This window comes from Kitasatospora sp. NBC_01266 (assembly GCF_036242395.1).
In the GTDB taxonomy this organism is placed as follows: domain Bacteria; phylum Actinomycetota; class Actinomycetes; order Streptomycetales; family Streptomycetaceae; genus Kitasatospora.
In genome coordinates this window covers 6,230,604-6,250,315 of the sequence record NZ_CP108458.1, presented here as the reverse complement: position 1 = coordinate 6,250,315, position 19,712 = coordinate 6,230,604, and the positions used below count along the sequence as shown (strand labels likewise).

The following is a 19,712-nucleotide window of genomic DNA, read 5'->3' as shown; positions in this document are numbered from 1 at the left end:
ACAGCCTGATCGGGCCACGCGGCACGCGGCCCGGGCGAGTTCCTCGAACGCCTCGGGCCGCAGCCGCGGCCGGGGGCCGTCAACTCCCGTCGCTGCCAGCTGCCATCGCCTTCCGCACCCGCTCCGCGATCTCGTCCAGCGGCACCCGCTCCGTCTCCCCCGTCGCCCGGGAGGTCAACTCCACGACGCCCTCGGCGAGTCCGCGCTTGCCGACCGTCACCCGCAGCGGGATGCCGACCAGCTCGACGTCGGCGAACTTCACGCCGAGCCGCTCGTCGCGGTCGTCCACGATCACCTCGACGCCGGCGGCGAGCAGTTCCCGGTAGATCTCCTCGCCCGCCTTGGCCGTCTGCTCGTCCTTGGGCTGGGCGATCACCACCGCCACCGCGAACGGGGCGATCGAGAGCGGCCAGACGATGCCCTTCTCGTCGTGGTGGCACTCGATCGCGGCGGCCATCGCGCGCTCCACGCCGATGCCGTAGCTGCCCATGATGAGGTTGACGGGGGCGCCGGCCGCGTCCTGGACGGTCAGGCCGAACGCCTCGCTGTACTTGTAGCCGAGCTTGAAGATGTGGCCGATCTCGATCGCCTTCTGCACCTGCAAGGCCGAACCGCACGAGACACAGGGTTCGCCGGCAGCCACCTCGCGCAGGTCGGCCCACTGCCCGACCGCGATGTCCCGCTCGACCTCCACGCCCCGCAGGTGCACACCGTCGACGTTCGCACCCGTGAACATCGCCCGCCGCCCGCGCAGCGCCTCGTCGGCGAGCACCGGCAGCGAGGAGGAGAGACCCACAGCGCCGAGGCTCCCGGGCAGCGCGCCGAGCGCCGCCTGGATCTCCTCCGCCCGCGCCGGCCGCACCGCGTTCGCGCCGGTCGCGTCGATCAGCTTCTGCTCGGCCAGCGCGTGGTCGCCGCGCAGCAGCACCAGCGTGAGCCGCTCGTCCAGCAGGTACACCAGCGTCTTGACCTGGCGCTCCGCCGCCGCACCGAAACCCGTCGCCAGGTCCTCGATGGTCCGCACGCCAGGGGTGTCGAAGCGCTCGGGCTCCGCCGCGCCCGAGCCGTCCGCCACCACCGACAGTCGAGAAGTCGCCTTCTCGACGTTCGCCGCGTACCCGCATTCGGGACAGTGGACGACGAAGTCCTCGCCCACCTCCGCCGGGCACATGAACTCCGTCGAGGTCGATCCGCCCATGGTGCCGCTGGAGGCCTCGACCGGGATCGCGGGGATGCCGAGTCGGGCGAAGATCCGCAGGTAGGCGGCACGTTGGCGGTCGAAGGCGGTGTCCAGGCCCTGACTCGCGAGGTCGAAGGAGTAGGCGTCCTTCATGGTGAACTCGCGGGTCCGCATCAGGCCGGCCTTGGGGCGCGGCTCGTCGCGGAACTTGGTCTGGAACTGGTACCAGATCTGGGGCAGTTGGCGGTAGGAGCTGAGGTCGGCGGCGAGCGTGGAGAAGATCTCCTCGTGCGTCATGCCGAGGGCCAGGTCGGCGCCCTTGCGGTCCTTCAGGCGGAACATCTCCTCGCCCATGGTCGCCCAGCGCCCGCTGCGCTGCCAGACCTCCGCCGGGTGCATGGTCGGCAGCAGGAACTCCTGCGCGCCGATCGCGTCCATCTCCTCGCGGATGATCCGGATCACCTTGGCCCGCACCCGCACCGCGAGCGGCAGCAGCGAGTAGTGACCCGCCATCAGCTGCTTGACGTACCCGGCGCGCAGCAGCAGGCGGTGGCTCGGCGCGTCGGCGTCGGCGGGGGTCTCGCGGAGGGTGGGGATGTGCATCTGGGACCAGCGCATGAGCAGTGACCTTCTCGAGGGGGGTGGACTGCGGGCGGGAGCGTCAGCCGGCGGGCGCGGGGCGGGATCCGGCTGCCCTGGCCGCCATGCTGGGCAAGCGTAGGGCCTCTGGCCTGCGCCGCCGCGCGATTTTCCGCGCGCCAACGGCAGTGGCCCGGACGATCGCCAGCGGCGTTCGTCCGGGCCACCCGCCCACCGGCAGCGCCGGTCAGATGTCGCGGAACGTCTCGATCTGCGCCCCGATCGAGTTCAGCCGGTCCGCCAGGTCCTCGTAACCCCGGTTGATCACGTACACGTTGCGCAGCACCGAGGTGCCCTCGGCCGCCAGCATCGCCAGCAGCACCACCACCGCCGGACGCAGCGCGGGCGGGCACATCATCTCGGCGGCGCGCCAGCGGGTGGGGCCCTCGACCAGCACCCGGTGCGGGTCCATCAGCTGGACGTTGGCGCCCAGCCGGGTCAGCTCGGTCAGGTAGATGGCCCGGTTGTCGTAGACCCAGTCGTGGATCAGCGTGGAGCCCTGCGCGGTGGCGGCGATGGCCGCGAAGAACGGGACGTTGTCGATGTTGATGCCGGGGAACGGCATCGGGTGGATCTTGTCGATCGGCGCGTGCAGCTTGGACGGGCGGACCGTCAGGTCGACCAGCCGGGTGCGGCCGTTGTCGGCGAAGTACTCGGGGCTGCGGTCGTAGTCCAGACCCATCTCCTCCAGCACCGCGAGCTCGATCTCCAGGAACTCCACCGGCGCCCGGCGGACCGTCAGCTCGGACTCGGTGACCACGGCGGCGGCCAGCAGGCTCATCGCCTCCACCGGGTCCTCGGACGGCGCGTAGTCGACGTCGCAGTCGATGACGGGCTTGCCGTGCACGGTGAGGGTGGTGGTGCCGATGCCCTCGATCCGGACGCCGAGCCGCTCCAGGAAGAAGCAGAGGTCCTGGACCATGTAGTTGGGGCTGGCGTTGCGGATCACCGAGACGCCGTCGTGCCGGGCGGCGGCCAGCAGCGCGTTCTCGGTCACCGTGTCGCCGCGCTCGGTCAGCACGATCGGGCGGTCGGGGCTGACCGAGCGGTCGACCTCGGCGTGGTAGATGCCGGTGGTGGCGGTGACCTCCAGGCCGAACCGGCGCAGCGCGGCCATGTGCGGCTCGACGGTGCGGGTGCCGAGGTCGCAGCCGCCGGCGTAGGGCAGCTTGAAGCGGTCCACCCGGTGCATCAGCGGGCCGAGGAACATGATGATCGAACGGGTGCGGCGGGCGGCGGCCTGGTCCATCGCGGCCAGGTCCAGCGCGGCCGGCGGGGTGATCTCCAGGTCGGCGCCGTCGTTGATCCAGCGGGTCCGGACGCCGATGCTGTTCAGCACCTCGAGCAGGCGGTAGACCTCCTCGATCCGGGCCACCCGGCGCAGCGTGGTGCGGCCGGTGGTGAGCAGCGAGGCGCAGAGCAGCGCGACGCAGGCGTTCTTGCTGGTCTTGACGTCGATGCTGCCCGACAGGCGGCGCCCGCCGACCACCCGCAGGTGCATCGGGCCGGCGTAGCCGAGAGAGACGATCTCGCTGTCCAGCGCCTCGCTGATCCGGGCGATCATCTCAAGGCTGATGTTCTGTCCGCCGTTCTCGATCCGGTTGACCGCGCTCTGGCTGGTGCCGAGAGCCGTCCCCAGCTCTGCCTGCGTCCAGCCACGGTGCTTGCGGGCGTCACGGATGAGCTTGCCGATGCGCGAGAGGTAGTCATCTGCCATGGCCGAGACGATATCTCATGGATGAGATATGCAAACGGGCGGCTCCCCCAATCGGGGGAACCGCCCGCCTGACCTGCGATGGACCGGAGGTGGACCGGCGATGAAGAACCGTCAGCCCTTCTGCATGACCTCCGGCTCGTGCCGGCGCAGCAGCCGCAGCACCAGGAAGGCCAGCGCGGTGGAGATCAGCACCAGCATGATCGAGTCGATCGACCACTGCAGCGCGCTGTGCTTCCACAGGCCGTCGTGCTCGTTCATGTGCGTGGGGTCGAGCACCATCAGGTGACCGAGGTCCAGCGTGGTGCCGACCACCGCGACGCCCCAGCGGGCCGGCATCAGCCAGGCGAACTGGGCGAGACCGGCCTTGTCGAAGAGCTGGAAGAGGCAGCCGGTGAAGACCACCTGGACGATGGCGAACATCACCAGCAGCGGCATGGTCTTCTCGGCGGTCTTCACCAGGGCCGAGATGACCAGGCCGAACATCATCGAGGCGAAGCTCAGCAGGATGATGCCGATCGCCATCTCGACCGCCGGCGCGTTGCTGAAGATCAGGCCGTGCGCGGGCAGCGCGCGGGTGGAGAAGCCGACGCCCGCGATGATCGCGCCCTGCAGCACGCTGAAGATGCCGAGCACGATGATCTTCGACATCAGGTACGCGGACCGGGACAGGCCGGTGGCGCGTTCTCGTTCGTAGATCGCCCGTTCCTTGATCAACTCACGGACCGAGTTGGCCGCCCCGGAGAAGCAGGCACCGATCGCGAGCACCAGCATGATGGTGCCGGCCGCGTTGTTGGAACCGCCCGCGGGGTTGGGTTGCAGGCCGTGGGTGGCCGGGACCACGATGGAGACCACCCCGAGCACCGCGGGCAGCAGCACCGACAGCGCCAGGAAGCCGCGGTCGGAGGCGATCACCGACAGGTAGCGGCGGATCAGCGTCCACAGCTGGGAGCCCCAACTCTGCTGCTTGGTCGGCTGGATCGGCGTGTGGTTGACCGGAGCCTGCTGCACCGAGACCGCGGCCACGTCGGCCGAGTACTGCTGGAAGTGCACCGATCCGCGGTAGCGGCCGGCCCAGTCGTGGTCGGGGTAGTTCTCGAAGGCCTGGAAGACGTCCGCCCAGGTCTCGTAGCCGAAGAAGTGCAGCGCCTCGTCCGGCGGGCCGAAGTACGCCACCGAACCACCGGGGGCCATCACCAGCAGCCGGTCGCAGAGCGCGAGTTCGGCCACCGAGTGGGTGACCACCAGGATGGTCCGGCCGTCGTCGGCCAGGCCCCGCAGCATCTGCATGACCTCGCGGTCCATGCCCGGGTCCAGGCCCGAGGTGGGCTCGTCCAGGAAGATCAGCGAGGGCTTGGTGAGCAGTTCGAGGGCGACCGACACCCGCTTCTGCTGACCGCCGGAGAGCGCGGTGATCCGGTTGTCGGCGCGCTTGTCCAGCCGCAGCTCGTAGAGCACCTCGTCGATCCGGCGGTCGCGCTCGGCGGCCTCGGTGTCGCCGGGGAAGCGCAGCCGGGCCGCGTACTTCAGGCCGGTGCGGACGGTCAGTTCCTTGTGCAGGATCTCCGACTGCGGCACCAGGCCGATGCGCTGGCGCAGCTCGGCGAACTGCTTGTAGAGGTTGCGGCCGTCGTAGAGCACCTCGCCGCGGTCGGCCGGACGGTAGCCGGTGAGCGCGCGCAGCAGGGTGGACTTGCCGGAGCCGGACGGGCCGATCACCGCGATCAGCGACTTCTCCGGCACGCCGAAGCTGACGTCGTTGAGCAGCACCTTCTTGGCGCCCTTGTGCTCGACCTCGACGGTCAGGTGGTGGGCGGAGAAGGAGACCGGGCCGTTGTCGATGAACTCCTGCAGCTGGTCGCCGACCAGCTGGAAGGAGGAGTGGCCGACCGTCAGGCGGTCCTGCGGGCCGAGCAGCTGACGCTGCGCCGGGATGCCGTTGACGAAGATCCCGTTGTGCGAACCGAGGTCGACGATCTCGTAGCGGCCGTCGGGCAGCTGGCGCAGCTCCGCGTGGTGGCGCGAGACCTGGAGGTCGGAGACGACGATGTCGTTGTCGAGCGCGCGGCCGATCCGGATGGTGCGCATACCCGCGGTGAGGTTGCGGATCATCGTGGGGTTGCGCTCGCCGGTGCCCTGGCCCTGCTGCGGTGCGAACGGCTGCGGGGCGGGTGCCGACTGATGGGGCGTCTGCTGCGGTACCGCGCCCTGCTGGGGGTAGGGCTGCTGAGCCTGCTGCGGCTGCATCTGCTGCGGGAACGGCTGCGGCGGGTAGGGCTGGCCCTGCTGCTGCGGGAACGGCTGCTGAACCTGCTGCGGATAGACGGGCTGCGGCTGGTACGGGGCCTGCTGCTGAAACGGCGTCTGCTGCTGGAACGGCGCCTGCGGCGCGGGCGCGTGCCGGTTGGTCTCGGCCTCGTGCCAGGCCACCGCCGGGCCGGGCTGCATGGCGGCGACCGGCGCGGCCTGCACCGGTGCGGCCTGCGCGGGCACGGTGACCGGCGCGGCGGCCGGCGCCGAGAAGACCAGGCGCGGCCCGTTCTCGGCGTTGCCCAGGTTCAGCACCGTGCCGGGCAGAAGCTGCGCGTGCAGGGTGCGGCCACCACCGAGGTAGGTGCCGTTGGTGCTGCCGTGGTCCTCCAACTGCCAGGCAGCGCCGTTGAACGAGATGGTGGCGTGCCGCCAGGAGACCCTGGCGTCGTCGAACGGGAAGTCCGACTGCGGGTCGCGCCCGATGGTGTAAGCCTGCCCCGGTTCCAGGGTCCGCTGCTGGCCGTTGATCTCTAGTACGAGTTGCGGCACTGTTCCGCCTGCCCCGCTCTCTCGGTCCCCCGATGGCTTCCCCGCAGACGGGGAGTGAGGAATATCGCGTCTGACGGGGGGTAATCATTCCAGCTCGGCCATGATGGCGAAAAGCCAACCCCTCCGACTGTGACCTGGCGGCAACCATCCCACGCCGCCACCGTGACAGCGGCCGCGCCCGGCCCGATCGGGCGGCGGCTCGGACGGCGGCCGGCGCGGCGGTTCCAGCGGTGTTTCGACGGCGTTTCGAGTGGCGAACCGGCGATGAACAGCGGACGTCCAGAGGACGGACGCGACCGAATGCGCCAGGTCGGGCCAGGTAGCGTGGGCAGCACCATGAACAGCACTCCCTCGCAGCCCCGGTCCGTGAACGACGAGCGCACGCTGCTGGTCAAGGTGTTCGGCAAGGACCGCCCGGGCATCACCACCGGACTCTTCGCCACGCTGGCCGCCTTCGACGTCGACGTGATCGACATCGAGCAGGTGGTCACCCGTGGCCGGATAACGCTCTGTGCTCTGGTCACCCCGCCGGCCGACGGGGCGCTGGGGGCCGAGGGCGCGCTGCGCTCCACCGTGCACCGCTGGGCCGAGGACCTGAGACTCCAGGCCGAGATCATCTCCGGCACCGGTGACAACCGGCCGCGCGCCGAGGGCCGTTCGCACGTCACGGTGCTCGGCCATCCGCTCACCGCGGCCGCCGTGTCGGCGCTGACCCGGCAGGTGACCGCCGAGGGCGGCAACATCGACCGGGTCTTCCGGCTGGCCAAGTACCCGGTGACGGCCGTCGAGCTGGCCGTCTCCGGGGTGGCCACCGAGCGGCTGCGGGCCACTCTCGCGCTGGAGGCGGCCGCGCAGCGGGTGGACATCGCGGTGGTCTCGGCGGGTCTGGAGCGGCGGGCCAAGCGCCTGGTGGTGATGGACGTGGACTCCACGCTGATCCAGGACGAGGTGATCGAGCTGTTCGCGGCCCACGCGGGCTGCGAGTCCGAGGTCGCCGAGGTGACGGCGGCGGCGATGCGCGGCGAGCTGGACTTCGCCGAGTCGCTGCGGGCCCGGGTGAAGCTGCTGGCCGGGCTGGACGCGGGGGTGGTGGAGAAGGTCCGCACCGAGGTCCGGCTCACACCGGGGGCGCGCACCCTGATCCGCACGCTGCAGCGCCTGGGCTACCAGGTCGGCATCGTCTCCGGCGGGTTCACCCAGGTCACCGACTACCTGGTGGAGTTGCTCGGGCTGGACTTCGCGGCGGCCAACACCCTGGAGGTCGAGGACGGCCGGTTCACCGGGCGGGTCACCGGGGAGATCGTCGACCGGGCCGGCAAGGCCCACTGGCTGGGCCGCTTCGCCGAGCAGGCCAAGGTGCCGCTGGAGCAGACGGTGGCGATCGGCGACGGCGCCAACGACCTGGACATGCTGAACGCGGCCGGGCTCGGGGTGGCCTTCAACGCCAAGCCGGTGGTCCGCGAGGCCGCCGACACGGCGGTCAACGTGCCGTTCCTGGACACCGTGCTCTACCTGCTGGGGATCACCCGCGACGAGGTGGAGGCGGCCGACGAGCTGCACGGGACGCCGCCGGAGTACGAGCTGTAGCCGGCACAGGCACAGGAAGCGGGCCCGGTACGCACACCGCGTACCGGGCCCGCTGCCTGTGCCGGGGCGCCTACCGTGTCAGTCCTGCGGCGGCGCGAAGTACGAGACCAGCCTGGCCACGCCCGGCTCGACGTTCTTCCAGGACCCCTCGAAGGTGAGCACCACGATCCCGGCCGTCGGGAAACCGCCCTGGCGCAGCCGGGCCAGCTCGTCGCCCATGCTCTCGTCCCCGGCCAGCACCTCGGTCAGGTTCTGCACCCCGGGGTTGTGCCCCACCAGCAGCACATCGACGTACTCGTCCGGGGTCTCCTGGAGCGCCTCGATGAGCTCGCCGGCGGTGGCGTCGTAGATCCGGTCGTCGAAGACCGTCTTCCGGGCCCGCTTGGGCAGCTCGTGCGCGGCCAGCTTCCAGGTCTCCCGGGTGCGCAGGGAGGTGGAGCAGAGCACGTAGTCGGGGTCGACCCCCGAGTCGGCCAGCCACTGGCCGGCGGCCGGCGCCTGATGCCGGCCGCGGTCGGCGAGCGGGCGCTCGTGATCGGTCACCTCCGGCCAGTCGGCCTTGGCGTGTCGGAGCACGATGATCCTGCGGGATGCGTTGACGCTCATTGGAAAAGCTTCGCAGAAAACCCGGCTGGCTTCAGGGCTCGACCGATCGACACCGAGCCCCGCCCGTCAACGCGGGGCGCAACCCATCGCAACGCGGGGCTCGGCCATCGACAACGGGCTCAGCCCATCGACTCGGCGATGGTCGCCACGATCGAGATCAGCACGATGATTCCGATGATCGCCGCGAAGACCAGCAGCAGCTTCTTGCGGCTGTCCGGCGGATTGGGTTCGAGAACGGGCATGGGCCAGAGTCTCGCATCCGTTCCCGATCAGCCGGCAGCCGGGGTCACCGCCACCTCGTCCTCGATGTGCCGGGCCCGGGCCGCGCGCAGCCCGATCAGCAGCTGCGGGACGAGCAGCGCCGCCATGAAGCCGAGCGGCAGGTCCCAGCCGCCGGTGCGCTGGTAGAGGACGCCGACCAGGATCGGGCCCGGGATCGAGATCAGGTAGCCGACCCCCTGGGCGAAGGCGGACAGCTGGGCCACCCCGCCGCTGGTCCTGGCGCGCAGTCCGATCATCGTCAGGGTGAGCGGGAAGGCGCAGTTGGACAGACCGAGCAGCACGGCCCAGAGCCACTGCCCGCCGGCCGGGGCGAGCACCAGCCCGAGGTAGGCGGCGAACCCGCAGCCGGCCAGCGCCACCACGAAGATCCGCTGGTCCCCACGGCGGGCCGCCAAGTTGGGCAGCACGAAGGAGACCGGCACGCCGATCGCCATGGTGAGCGCCAGCAGCACGCCCGAGGTGCCGGCGCTGACGCCCGCGTCCTGGAAGATCTGCGAGAGCCAGCCCATCACGGCGTACGCGCCGGTGGCCTGGCAGCCGAAGAAGACCGCCAGCGCCCAGGCGGTGCGGCTGCGGGTGATCGCCAGCCTTCCGCCGCCGCCGGCCGCGTCCTTGGCCGGCCGTCCGTCGCGGCGCACCGCCAGGGTGACCAGCCAGACCAGCAGCCCGAGCCCGCCGAGCACCGCCCAGATGCCCAGGCCCTGCCGCCAGCTGCCGCCCAGCGCGCTGGTCAGCGGCACGGTGACGGCGGCGGCCAGCGCGGTGCCGGCCGACAGCGCCATCGAGTACACGCCGATCATCGGGCCGACCCGGTCCGGGAAGTAGCGCTTGATGACCACCGGGATCAGCACGTTGGCCACCGCCACCCCGGCCAGCGCGAGCGCGGTGAGCAGCAGGAAGACGGCGGTGCCGCCGGCGAACGAACGGGCGGCGACCCCGGCCGTGATCGCGCCCAGCCCCGCGGTCACCACCACGGTGGGCCCGAACCGGCGGGCCAGCGCCGGGGCGGCGAAGCCGAAGACCGCGAAGCAGAAGGACGGCACGGCGGTCAGCAGCCCGGCCACCGTGGCGCTCATCCCCAGGTCGTCGCGGACCTGGTGGAGCAGCGGGCCCAGGCTGGTCACCACCGGCCGCAGGTTGACGGCGGCCAGCGCGACGGCGGCGGTCAGCAGCCAGCCCAGCCGGGCGGCGGACGGCCCCGGGGGCGTTCGGGCGGCGGTGCCGGTGTCGATGGCGGTGTCAGTGACGGCTGCGGTGTCGGCTGTAGCGGCGGAGTCGGATGTGGAAGACGCGGAGGACGCGGAGAGCATGGGCGCCATCATAGAATGATGGGATGAATTAGCGAGCCATCGTCGAGAGAAGATGGTCCCAGCCGAGCTTCCCAAGGAGCACCATGACGCTGTCCTCGCCCAGGCGTACCCCACTGGCCGATCAGGTGATCGCCCAGCTGCGGGCCCAGATCACCTCGGGCGAGTGGCCGGTCGGCTCACGGATCCCGACCGAGACCGCGCTGGTCGAGCAACTGGGCGTGGCCCGCAACACCGTGCGCGAGGCGGTCCGCGCACTCGCGCACAACGGCCTGCTGGACATCCGTCAGGGCTCGGGCACCTATGTGCTGGCCACCAGCGAGCTGGCCGGGGTGATGCACCGGCGGTTCGCCGACGCCGAGCAGCAGCAGATCGCCGAGCTGCGTTCGGTGCTGGAGGCGGGCGCGGCGGGGCTGGCCGCCACCCGGCGCACCGATCGCGACCTGACGCTGCTGCGCGGCGCGCTGGCCCGGCGCGAGGAGGCCTGGTTCGGCGGCGACCCGGAGGTCTTCGTGCAGGCCGACGCGGCCTTCCACCAGGCGGTGGTGGCCGCCGCGCACAACGACGCACTCGCCGAGCTCTACGCCGACCTCGGCGAGGTGACCCGGGCCCATCTGCGCCACGACATCGGCCCGGTGCTCTCCCCCGAGCGCTACGTGGGTCACGACCGGATCCTCACCGCGATCGCCGGCGGCGACCCGGCGGCGGCCGCGACGGAGTCCTCGGCCGTGATCGGGGCCTGCTCCCGGGTGGACACCGGGGCGTAGCACCCCCGTACCTGCGGCGACCCCCGTCGCGGCCGGTCAACCGGCCGCGACGGGGGTCGCTGTCACAGTGCGATGTTCAGGCGCCGATCGCGTGCAGTCCGCCGTCGACGTGGATGATCTCGCCCGTGGTCTTCGGGAACCAGTCCGAGAGCAGCGCCACCACACCGCGACCGGCCGGCTCCGGGTCGGTGACGTCCCAGCTCAGCGGCGACCGCAGGTTCCAGGTGTCGGCCAGCTGGTCGAAGCCCGGGATCGACTTGGCGGCCATCGACTTGATCGGCCCCGCCGAGACCAGGTTGCAGCGCACGCCCTGCTTGCCCAGGTCGCGGGCCAGGTAGCGGGAGGTGGCCTCCAGTGCCGCCTTGGCCGGACCCATCCAGTCGTACTGCGGCCAGGCGAGCTGGGCGTCGAAGGTCAGGCCGACCACCGCGCCGCCCTCGGCCATCAGCGGCAGGCAGGCCATGGTCAGCGACTTCAGCGAGTACGCCGAGACGTGCATCGCGGTGGCCACCGACTCCCACGGCGTGTTCAGGAAGTTGCCGCCCAGCGCGTCCTGCGGCGCGAAGCCGATCGAGTGCACCACGCCGTCCAGGCTGCCCAGCTGCTCGCGCACCTGGTCCGCCAGCCGGTCCAGGTGCTCGGTGTTGGTGACGTCCAGCTCCAGCACCTTGACGTTCTCGGGCCGAGGCAGCTTCTTGGCGATCCGCTCGGTCAGGCTGGGCCGCGGGAAGGCGGTCAGGATGATCTCGGCACCCTGCTCCTGGGCCAGCTTCGCGGTGTGGAAGGCGATGGACGACTCCATCAGCACACCGGTGATCAAGATCCGCTTGCCGTCGAGAATTCCGCTCATGTCCTCAGTGACCCATGCCCAATCCGCCGTCCACGGGAATGACGGCTCCGGTGATGTACGCGGCCTCGTCGGAGGCGAGGAACCGCACGGTGGAGGCGATCTCGGCGGGTGCGGCGTACCGACCCAGCGGCACCCCCGAGACGATCTCCTTGCGGCGCTCGTCACTGAGCACCGCGGTCATGTCGGTGTCCACGAAGCCCGGGGAGACCACGTTGACGGTGATGCTGCGCGGGCCGTACTCGCGGGCCAGCGAGCGGGCGAAGCCGATCAGGCCGGCCTTGGAGGCCGCGTAGTTGGCCTGGCCCGGCGAGCCCAGCAGGCCCACCACCGAGGAGACCAGCACGATCCGGCCCCTGCGGGCCCGCAGCATCTTGGCCGAGGCGCGCTTGACCACACGGAAGGTGCCGGTGAGGTTGGTCTCGATCACCGAGGTGAAGTCCTCCTCGGTCATCCGCAGCATCAGCACGTCCTTGGTGACGCCGGCGTTGGCCACCAGCACCTCGACGGTGCCGTTCTTCTCCTCCACCTCGGTGAAGGCGGCGTCCACCTGCGCGGCGTCGTTGATGTCGCAGCGCACCGCGAGGACGCCGAGCTTGGCCAGCTGCTCGGGCAGCTCGCCGGAACGGCTGGTGATGGCGACCTTGTCGCCCGCCTCGGCGAAGGCCTGGGCGATGGCGAGGCCGATGCCCCGGTTACCTCCGGTGACGAGAACCGAGCGGCTCAACGATCCACCTCTCCCTTTCGTTGGTGCGCGACGTTCGTTGGTGCGCGACGTTCGTTGGTGCGCGACGTTCGTTGGTGCGCGACGCACGGGCGACGTACGCAGTGTGACGCTATCGGTTGGTTCAGCACCGCGACGAATCAGGGCTCAACAGGTGATCCGGGCCGGAACTGTCGCATTCCGACAATGCGCGCCGCACCCGGACCGGCCCCGACTGTCGGGAACGCCGAACGGCCGACACCCGTTGCCCTGTCGGTGCGGGCGGGTCGAGTCGTAGCCTGTGCCCCGACGACTGCCGAGAACACACCAGTAAAGGGCGGCATCCCGATGAGCGAGGCAAACCCCCAGGGCGGCAGGCGCCGGGGCCGACTGCTCACCCTGACCACCGCGGCCGTCGGGCTCGGCGCCGCGGCCTGGGCCTTGCGCGAGGTCCCCGCCGCCTTCGGGCGCGCCCCCGACGCCGAGCCGGGTGACCGGATCCGCAACTCCCCCCAGTACGAGGGCGGCACCTTCCACAACGCGCCCTCCACGGTGGCCCGCACCCCGCAGCGCTTCGCCCCGACCGACCCGGCCGTGCTGCGGCGCTTCCTGACCGAGCGCGGCGGGGGCGCCCCGCGCCGCCCGGTCCCGCTGGTCCGCGAGCCGGCCCCCGCCGACCGCCCGGCCGCCGAGGGCGTGGCGATCACCTGGTACGGGCACGCCTCCGCGCTGGTGGAGATCGAGGGCGCCCGGGTGCTGCTGGACCCGATCTGGAGCGAGCGCTGCTCGCCCTCCGCGCACGTCGGCCCCAAGCGGCTGCACCCGGTGCCGGTGGAGCTGGAGGAGCTGCCCGCGGTGGACGTGGTGCTGATCTCGCACGATCACTACGACCACCTGGACATGCCCACCGTCAAGCGCCTGCTGCGCAGCCAGTCCGCGCCCTTCGCGGTGCCGCTGGGCATCGGCGGCCACCTGCGCCGCTGGGGCGTGCCGGAGCACCGGATCATCGAACTCGACTGGGACGAGACCTGCACGCTCGGCGAGCTGACCGTCACCCTGACCGCCGCGCACCACTTCTCCGGCCGCGCGCTGACCCGCAACACCACGCTCTGGGGCTCCTGGGTGATCGCCGGGCAGAGCCGCAAGGTCTTCTACACCGGCGACTCGGGCTACTTCGAGGGCTACGCGGCGATCGGCGCCGCGCACGGCCCGTTCGACGCCGCGCTGGTGCAGATCGGCGCCTACGACCGGTACTGGGCGGACATCCACCTGAGCCCGGAGGACGCGGTGCTGGCCCACCGGGAGCTGGACGGCGGGCTGCTGATCCCGGTGCACTGGTGCACCTTCAACCTGGGCCTGCACCCGTGGTCCGAGCCGGTCGAACGGCTGCTCTCCGAGGCCAAGGCGCAGGGCGTGCCGGTCGCGGTGCCGCGCCCGGGCGAGCGGGTGGAGGTGTCCGACCCGCCGGAGCTGGATCCCTGGTGGGCCGATCTGGCCTGACTCCGACCGGATCTGACGGACAGTCAGCCCGGCGAGCCGTAATCTCCTGGCCCCAGGGGCGTTGACAGGCCATGATGCGGTGCGGGACCCCTCGTGAACCGGGCGGCCCCGCACCGCTCGCCGCCCGCCGGCCTGTCACCACCAGGGAGTCCGATGCCGCCGACCGCCAGCAGCCCAGCCGGCCGTCACATCGACCCGCTCTTCCTCGCCCTGCCGCTGCGCCGGCTGGCCGCGGCGGCGCTCGACCGGGCCCGCCAACTCGGCGTCGAGCACGCCGACTTCCGCCTGGAGCGGGTGCGCAGCGCGTCCTGGCGGCTGCGCGACGCCAAACCGGCGGGCAGCTCCGACACCCTCCAGCTGGGCTTCGCGGTGCGGGTGCTACTGGACGGCGCCTGGGGCTTCGCGGCCGGCGTGGACCTGACCGAGCAGGCCGCCGCCCAGGTGGCCGAGCAGGCCGTGGCGGTGGCCAGGCTCTCCGCCCGGATCAGCCGGGCGGCCGGCGGCGGTGACCGGGTGGAGCTGGCCGACGAGCCGGTGCACCAGGACGCCACCTGGATCTCCGCCTACGAGATCAACCCCTTCGACGTGCCGGACGCGGAGAAGACCGGCCTGCTGGCCGACTGGAGCAGCCGCCTGCTGGCCGCCGACGGCGTCTCGCACGTGGACGCCGACCTGCTGACCGTGCAGGAGAACAAGTTCTACGCCGACACCGCCGGCACCATGACCACCCAGCAGCGGATCCGCCTGCACCCCTCGCTGGAGGCCGTCGCGGTGGACGACCGCACCGGCACCTTCGAGTCGATGCGCACCCTGGCCCCGCCGGCCGGGCGCGGCTGGGAGTACCTGAACGGCACCGGGTGGGACTGGGCCGCCGAGCTGGCGCGGCTCCCCGAGTACCTGGCCGAGAAGGTCAAGGCGCCCAGCGTCCAGCCGGGCCTGTACGACCTGGTGATCGACCCCACCAATCTCTGGCTCACCATCCACGAGTCGATCGGGCACGCCACCGAGCTGGACCGCGCGCTCGGCTACGAAGCCGCCTACGCCGGCACCTCGTTCGCCACCTTCGACCAGCTCGGCACGCTGCGCTACGGCTCGCCGCTGCTGCAGGTCACCGGCGACCGCACCGCCGAACACGGCCTGGCCACCATCGGCTACGACGACGAGGGGGTGGCCACCCAGTCCTGGGACCTGATCCGCGACGGCGTCCTGACCGGCTACCAACTCGACCGCCGGATGGCGAAGTCGAAGGACCTCGGCCGGTCCAACGGGTGCGCCTTCGCGGACTCCCCCGGGCACGTCCCGGTGCAGCGGATGGCCAACGTCTCGCTGCGGCCCGCCGCCGACGGGCCGGACACGGCCGGGCTCTGGGCGGGCGTCGAGAACGGCCTCTACCTGGTCGGCGACCGGTCCTGGTCGATCGACATGCAGCGGTACAACTTCCAGTTCACCGCGCAGCGCGCCTACGCCATCAAGAACGGCCAACTGGCGGGCCAGGTCAAGGACTTCGCCTACCAGGCCAGCACCACCGAGTTCTGGGGGTCGATGACGGCGGTGGGCGGCCCGCAGACCTACCTGCTGGCCGGCGCCTTCAACTGCGGCAAGGCCCAGCCGGGCCAGGTCGCGGCGGTCAGCCACGGCTGCCCGTCCGCCCTCTTCGAGCAGGTCAGGATCCTCAACACGCAGCAGGAGGCGGCGCACTGATGGCCGGTCAGCAGAACTCCCCGCACGAGCTGGTCGAGCGGGCCCTGGAGCTCTCCCGGGCCGACGGCTGCGTGGTCCTGGTCGACGAGGAGACCACCGCCAACCTGCGCTGGGCCGCCGCCGACGGCAGGCCGGGCAGCGCCCTGACCACCAACGGCGTCACCCGGGGCCGCCGGCTGACGGTGATCTCCACCGTGCACGGCGCCGAGGGCACCGCCTGCGGCGTGCTGGCCCGCGAGGCGGTCACCACCGCCGACCTGGCGGACCTGGTGCGGGCCGCCGAGGCCGCCGCCCGCGCGGCCGGCCCGGCCGAGGACGCCGGGCCGCTGCTCGGCCCCGAGGCGGCGCCCGCCGCCGCCACCGGCTTCACCGAGCCGCCCGCCGAGACCTCGATCGACGTCTTCACCGACTTCGCCCCGCAGCTCGGCACCGCCTTCGCCCGGGCCCGGGCAGCGGGCCAGGCGCTCTACGGCTTCGCCCGGCACGAGCTGACCAGCAGCTACCTCGGCAGCTCCACCGGCCTGCGGCTGCGCCACGACCAGCCCACCGGCACCGTGGAGTTGAACGCCAAGGCGGGCGCCGCCTCGGCCTGGACCGGCGCCGCCACCCGCGACTTCGCCGACGTGGACGTGGCCGGGCTGCAGTCCGCCCTCGACGAGCGGCTCGGCTGGGGCAAGCGCCGGATCGACCTGCCGGCCGGCCGCTACGAGACGCTGCTGCCGCCCAGCGCGCTGGCCGACCTGATGATCTCGCTGAGCTGGTCGATGAACGCCCGGGACGCCGTCGAGGGCCGCACCGTCTTCAGCCGGCCCGGCGGCGGCACCCGGCTGGGCGAACGGCTGGCGCGGCTGCCGCTGACGCTCCGTTCGGATCCGGCCGCCCCGGGCCTGCAGAGCGCGCCGTTCGTGCTGGCCCGCTCCTCCACCGACGAGCACTCGGTCTTCGACAACGGCCTGCCGGTGGGGGCCACCGAGTGGATCAGGAACGGCGAGCTGGCCGAACTGCAGACCACCCGGCACAGCGCCGCCCTCACCGGGCTGCCGGTCCGCCCGGCCGGCGACAACCTGGTGCTGGAGCTGGCCGACCAGAGCGCGGCGCCGAGCCTGGCCGAGATGGTCGCCCGCACCGAGCGCGGGCTGCTGCTCACCTGCCTCTGGTACATCCGCGAGGTGGACCCGGCCACCCTGCTGCTCACCGGCCTCACCCGGGACGGCGTCTACCTGGTCGAGGACGGCCAGGTGGTCGGCGAGGTCAACAACTTCCGCTTCAACGAGTCGCCGGTCGACCTGCTCGGCCGGATCACCGAGGCCGGCCGCACCGAGCGCTGCCTGCCGCGCGAGTGGAGCGACTGGTTCAGCCGCGCCGCGATGCCGCCGGTGCGGGTCGCGGACTTCAACATGAGCTCGGTCAGCCAAGCATCCTAGGAAGGAACCTCATTGGACGAAAAACGCATGGTCAAGACCTCCAAACGCCTCTCCCGCATACTGCGGCACGACCCGGGCGCCTTCGGCCTGACCCTCGACGAGGCCGGCTGGGTCCCGGTCGGCGCCCTGCTCAACGCCTTCGCCGAGCAAGGGAGTTCGCTCAGCCGCGCGGAGCTGGACCAGGTGGTGGCGACCAACGACAAGCAGCGCTTCGCCTACTCGGCGGACGGCGAGCGGATCCGGGCCAGCCAGGGCCACACGGTGGCGGTCGACCTCGGCCTGGCCGCCGCCGAGCCACCCGCCGCGCTCTTCCACGGCACCGCCGAGCGCACCCTGCCGGCCATCCTCGCCGAAGGCCTGCGCCCGATGAGCCGCCAGGACGTGCACTTGTCGGCCGAGGTCGCGACGGCGCTCAAGGTCGGCGCCCGGCACGGCCGCCCGGTGGTACTGCGGGTGGACGCGGCGGCTCTGGCCGCGACCGGCCACGCGTTCCGGGTCAGCGACAACGGCGTCTGGCTCACCGACACCGTGCCGCCCGGCTACCTCACCCGGCACACCGCCGCCTGACACGTCGCTCCCCCACTCTCCAGGTGGCGACCGGGGGAGCGTACGGTGGAGCAAACCGGGCGGAATCGGTGTCGCACGGGTGGGAGCTAAGGCGGCGATGCAGATGGGCAGGAAGTCGGACGACGGTCGGGTCTTCCGCATCACCGGAGCCCGGACCGGCCTCTCCGAGGACGTTCGCGGGCGGCAGCGCCGCTACGTGGTCTCGATGCTGATCCGCACGGCCTGCGTGCTCTTGGCGGTGGCGCTGTGGCACGTCCAGCGCTATGTCGCCATCGGCGCGCTGGCCGGCGGCGTGCTGCTGCCGTACTTCGCGGTGATCATCGCCAACGCCGGCCGGGAGAAGGCCCCGGGTCTGCCGAGCTCCTTCGACGTGCCGGCCGACACCCCGCTGATGCTCGGCCCCGGCGGCACGGGCGGCGGCGGCCGGGGCGGGGCGACCCCCGGGACGCCGGAGACGCCGGAAGCATCGGAAAAAATCTGACTCTCCGTACACGGGCAAGTCCGGGCGACAGCTGAGGTTCCCGATCAGCTGTGACCGGATTGCCCGCTTTTCGCACCCTATGCCACCCCTAAACCTCAGGAGAAGCTCAAATAAATCTTGGAAGCTCTAGCCAAGAGGCCATCTGTCCGTGACATACTGCGTACGCGCTCCGCATCCCCCGTCGGAGCGACGGACCGACGCCGGGCGGCTCCCCCCGTGGCTGCCCGGCGTCGCCATGTCCGCATCAGGTCGGGCCCCCGGTACGGATCCTGCTCCGCCAGCCGCCGGAAGAAACCGCCCCGGGTGAGAAACTGTCGATCATGAGCATCGACTTCTTCGGCGCGGCAGGCAACACCCCGCAGGGCCCCGCCGGCCCCCCCAAGTGCTCGGCCAAGGGCTGCAAGGCGGCCGCCGACTGGGTGCTGGTCTGGAACAACCCGAAGCTGCACACCCCGGACCGCCGCAAGACCTGGCTGGCCTGCACCGAGCACCGCGAGCAGCTGAGCCAGTTCCTGAGCGTGCGCGGCTTCCTGCGCGAGACGGTGACACTGGCCGACTGGACGCGGCAGCAGGAGTCGGACGGCGCCTGAGGGTCCGTCAGCCGCCGATCGCGGACATCGGGCGGTCGGGCTGGTTGAACTGCGGACCGTCTATCCCCGCGCCCGCCTTCTTGCCCCACATCGCCACCCGCCACAGCGCGCCCAGCTCGGCATCCGAGGCACCGGAGCGCAGGGCGGTGCGCAGATCGGTCTCGCCGGTCGCGAAGAGGCAGTTGCGGACCTGGCCGTCGGCGGTCAGCCGGGTGCGGTCGCAGGCGCGGCAGAACGGCCGGGTGACCGAGGCGATCACCCCGACCGTCGCGGGACCGCCGTCCACCAGCCAGCGCTCGGCGGGAGCCGCCCCGCGCACGGCGGCGGGCTCGGGCGTGAGGGTGAAGCGGGCCGCGAGCAGCTCCAGGATCTCCTCGGCGGTGATCATCCGCGAACGGTCCCAGCCGTGCTGGGCGTCCAACGGCATCTGCTCGATGAACCGCAGCTGGTAGCCGCGCTCCAGGCACCAGGCGAGCAGCTCGGGCGCCTCGTGGTCGTTGACGCCGCGCATCAGCACCGCGTTGAGCTTCACCGGGGTCAGCCCCGCCCGCTCGGCGGCGGCCAGCCCGTCGAGCACGTCCTGGTGGCGCCGGCGGCGGGTCAGGGTGTGGAAGGTCTGCTCGTCCAAGGTGTCCAGCGACACGTTGACCCGGTCCAGACCCGCCTCGCGCAGCGCCCGCGCGGTGCGCGCCAGCCCCACACCGTTGGTGGTGAGCGAGAGCTCGGGGCGCGGTGCCAGCTCGGCGCAGGCCGCGACGATCGACACCAGGCCCGGGCGCAGCAGCGGCTCGCCGCCGGTGAACCGCACCTCGCGCACGCCCAGGTCGCGCACCGCCAGGGCGACCAGGCGCACGATCTCCTCGTCGGTCAGCAGTTCGGGCTTGGCCAGCCACTGCAGGCCCTGCTCGGGCATGCAGTAGGTGCAGCGCAGATTGCACCGGTCGGTGAGCGAGACCCGCAGATCGACGGCCTGTCGGCCGAAGCCGTCCAGCAGCACGGTGCCCACCTCTTTCCT

17 protein-coding genes are annotated in these 19,712 nt (G+C 71.9%); 8 read left to right on the top strand and 9 right to left on the bottom strand.

The window, feature by feature from the left end:
• Window positions 1–79: 79 nt before the first annotated feature.
• The 3 genes from OG403_RS27115 to OG403_RS27105 all read right to left on the bottom strand — a co-directional run bounded on the left by OG403_RS27115 (window position 80) and on the right by OG403_RS27105 (window position 6,335).
• A complete protein-coding gene (locus OG403_RS27115; protein ID WP_329568780.1) occupies window positions 80–1,798 on the bottom strand; it encodes a proline--tRNA ligase in 1,719 nt (572 codons plus the stop codon).
• A 208-nt stretch (window positions 1,799–2,006) separates the two neighbouring features.
• A complete protein-coding gene (locus tag OG403_RS27110) occupies window positions 2,007–3,536 on the bottom strand; it encodes a helix-turn-helix domain-containing protein (RefSeq protein ID WP_329568777.1) in 1,530 nt (509 codons plus the stop codon).
• Window positions 3,537–3,647: 111 nt separating this feature from the next.
• Window positions 3,648–6,335 carry an FHA domain-containing protein gene (locus OG403_RS27105; protein WP_329568775.1) on the bottom strand — a complete coding sequence of 896 codons (2,688 nt, stop codon included), beginning with the start codon at window positions 6,333–6,335 and terminating at the stop codon, window positions 3,648–3,650.
• Window positions 6,336–6,671: 336 nt separating this feature from the next.
• Here OG403_RS27105 and serB point away from each other — a divergent pair, with 336 nt between their 5' ends.
• On the top strand, window positions 6,672–7,922 hold the full coding sequence (gene serB, locus OG403_RS27100; protein WP_329568773.1) for a phosphoserine phosphatase SerB: 1,251 nt from the start codon (window positions 6,672–6,674) through the stop codon (window positions 7,920–7,922).
• Between the two features lie 78 nt (window positions 7,923–8,000).
• Here serB and OG403_RS27095 read toward each other — a convergent pair whose 3' ends face one another.
• From OG403_RS27095 to OG403_RS27085, 3 genes are all read right to left on the bottom strand, one after another.
• Window positions 8,001–8,528 (bottom strand): SixA phosphatase family protein, encoded by a 528-nt coding sequence (locus tag OG403_RS27095; RefSeq protein WP_329568771.1) that lies wholly within the window; start codon window positions 8,526–8,528, stop codon window positions 8,001–8,003.
• A gap of 119 nt (window positions 8,529–8,647) precedes the next feature.
• Window positions 8,648–8,770 (bottom strand): SGM_5486 family transporter-associated protein, encoded by a 123-nt coding sequence (locus OG403_RS27090; RefSeq protein ID WP_329568769.1) that lies wholly within the window; start codon window positions 8,768–8,770, stop codon window positions 8,648–8,650.
• 27 nt (window positions 8,771–8,797) lie between these two features.
• Complete coding sequence (locus OG403_RS27085; protein WP_329568767.1) at window positions 8,798–10,120, bottom strand: CynX/NimT family MFS transporter; 1,323 nt, start codon at window positions 10,118–10,120, stop codon at window positions 8,798–8,800.
• A gap of 83 nt (window positions 10,121–10,203) precedes the next feature.
• Here OG403_RS27085 and OG403_RS27080 point away from each other — a divergent pair, with 83 nt between their 5' ends.
• Window positions 10,204–10,884 carry a FadR/GntR family transcriptional regulator gene (locus OG403_RS27080; protein WP_329568765.1) on the top strand — a complete coding sequence of 227 codons (681 nt, stop codon included), beginning with the start codon at window positions 10,204–10,206 and terminating at the stop codon, window positions 10,882–10,884.
• A gap of 76 nt (window positions 10,885–10,960) precedes the next feature.
• Here the strand turns inward: OG403_RS27080 and fabI are convergent, their stop codons facing one another.
• Together fabI and fabG are read right to left on the bottom strand one after the other, a co-directional pair.
• Window positions 10,961–11,734 carry an enoyl-ACP reductase FabI gene (gene fabI, locus OG403_RS27075; protein WP_329568763.1) on the bottom strand — a complete coding sequence of 258 codons (774 nt, stop codon included), beginning with the start codon at window positions 11,732–11,734 and terminating at the stop codon, window positions 10,961–10,963.
• Between the two features lie 4 nt (window positions 11,735–11,738).
• Entirely contained in the window at window positions 11,739–12,458 is a 720-nt protein-coding gene (fabG, locus tag OG403_RS27070; RefSeq protein ID WP_329568761.1) for a 3-oxoacyl-[acyl-carrier-protein] reductase, read from the bottom strand.
• A 324-nt stretch (window positions 12,459–12,782) separates the two neighbouring features.
• Here fabG and OG403_RS27065 point away from each other — a divergent pair, with 324 nt between their 5' ends.
• The 6 genes from OG403_RS27065 to OG403_RS27040 all read left to right on the top strand — a co-directional run bounded on the left by OG403_RS27065 (window position 12,783) and on the right by OG403_RS27040 (window position 18,697).
• Window positions 12,783–13,934 (top strand): MBL fold metallo-hydrolase, encoded by a 1,152-nt coding sequence (locus tag OG403_RS27065; protein WP_329568759.1) that lies wholly within the window; start codon window positions 12,783–12,785, stop codon window positions 13,932–13,934.
• A gap of 153 nt (window positions 13,935–14,087) precedes the next feature.
• Window positions 14,088–15,635, top strand: a complete 1,548-nt coding sequence (locus OG403_RS27060; RefSeq protein WP_329568757.1) for a TldD/PmbA family protein — start codon at window positions 14,088–14,090, stop codon at window positions 15,633–15,635.
• The gene (locus OG403_RS27055) at window positions 15,635–17,059 is read left to right on the top strand and encodes a metallopeptidase TldD-related protein (RefSeq protein WP_329568754.1); all 1,425 of its coding nucleotides are present in this window, start codon (window positions 15,635–15,637) and stop codon (window positions 17,057–17,059) included. Before OG403_RS27060 ends, OG403_RS27055 begins: the two co-directional genes overlap by 1 nt.
• Before the next feature lie 12 nt (window positions 17,060–17,071).
• The gene (locus tag OG403_RS27050) at window positions 17,072–17,626 is read left to right on the top strand and encodes an RNA 2'-phosphotransferase (RefSeq protein WP_329568752.1); all 555 of its coding nucleotides are present in this window, start codon (window positions 17,072–17,074) and stop codon (window positions 17,624–17,626) included.
• Between the two features lie 103 nt (window positions 17,627–17,729).
• Window positions 17,730–18,107 (top strand): DUF3099 domain-containing protein, encoded by a 378-nt coding sequence (locus tag OG403_RS27045; protein ID WP_329568750.1) that lies wholly within the window; start codon window positions 17,730–17,732, stop codon window positions 18,105–18,107.
• Between the two features lie 320 nt (window positions 18,108–18,427).
• Window positions 18,428–18,697 (top strand): hypothetical protein, encoded by a 270-nt coding sequence (locus tag OG403_RS27040; protein WP_329568748.1) that lies wholly within the window; start codon window positions 18,428–18,430, stop codon window positions 18,695–18,697.
• A gap of 7 nt (window positions 18,698–18,704) precedes the next feature.
• Here the strand turns inward: OG403_RS27040 and moaA are convergent, their stop codons facing one another.
• A complete protein-coding gene (gene moaA, locus OG403_RS27035) occupies window positions 18,705–19,694 on the bottom strand; it encodes a GTP 3',8-cyclase MoaA (protein WP_329572590.1) in 990 nt (329 codons plus the stop codon).
• Between the last annotated feature and the right edge of the window lie 18 nt (window positions 19,695–19,712).

Bases quoted from the DNA above. Each gene is read 5' to 3' on its own strand.
- OG403_RS27085 (WP_329568767.1), bottom strand. From the start codon at position 10,120: ATGCTCTCCGCGTCCTCCGCGTCTTCCACATCCGACTCCGCCGCTACA.
- OG403_RS27040 (WP_329568748.1), top strand. From the start codon at position 18,428: ATGAGCATCGACTTCTTCGGCGCGGCAGGCAACACCCCGCAGGGCCCC.
- OG403_RS27110 (WP_329568777.1), bottom strand. From the start codon at position 3,536: ATGGCAGATGACTACCTCTCGCGCATCGGCAAGCTCATCCGTGACGCC.
- OG403_RS27055 (WP_329568754.1), top strand. From the start codon at position 15,635: ATGGCCGGTCAGCAGAACTCCCCGCACGAGCTGGTCGAGCGGGCCCTG.
- serB (WP_329568773.1), top strand. From the start codon at position 6,672: ATGAACAGCACTCCCTCGCAGCCCCGGTCCGTGAACGACGAGCGCACG.
- OG403_RS27060 (WP_329568757.1), top strand. From the start codon at position 14,088: ATGCCGCCGACCGCCAGCAGCCCAGCCGGCCGTCACATCGACCCGCTC.
- OG403_RS27065 (WP_329568759.1), top strand. From the start codon at position 12,783: ATGAGCGAGGCAAACCCCCAGGGCGGCAGGCGCCGGGGCCGACTGCTC.
- OG403_RS27045 (WP_329568750.1), top strand. From the start codon at position 17,730: ATGGGCAGGAAGTCGGACGACGGTCGGGTCTTCCGCATCACCGGAGCC.
- OG403_RS27115 (WP_329568780.1), bottom strand. From the start codon at position 1,798: ATGCGCTGGTCCCAGATGCACATCCCCACCCTCCGCGAGACCCCCGCC.
- fabI (WP_329568763.1), bottom strand. From the start codon at position 11,734: ATGAGCGGAATTCTCGACGGCAAGCGGATCTTGATCACCGGTGTGCTG.
- OG403_RS27080 (WP_329568765.1), top strand. From the start codon at position 10,204: ATGACGCTGTCCTCGCCCAGGCGTACCCCACTGGCCGATCAGGTGATC.
- OG403_RS27095 (WP_329568771.1), bottom strand. From the start codon at position 8,528: ATGAGCGTCAACGCATCCCGCAGGATCATCGTGCTCCGACACGCCAAG.
- OG403_RS27090 (WP_329568769.1), bottom strand. From the start codon at position 8,770: ATGCCCGTTCTCGAACCCAATCCGCCGGACAGCCGCAAGAAGCTGCTG.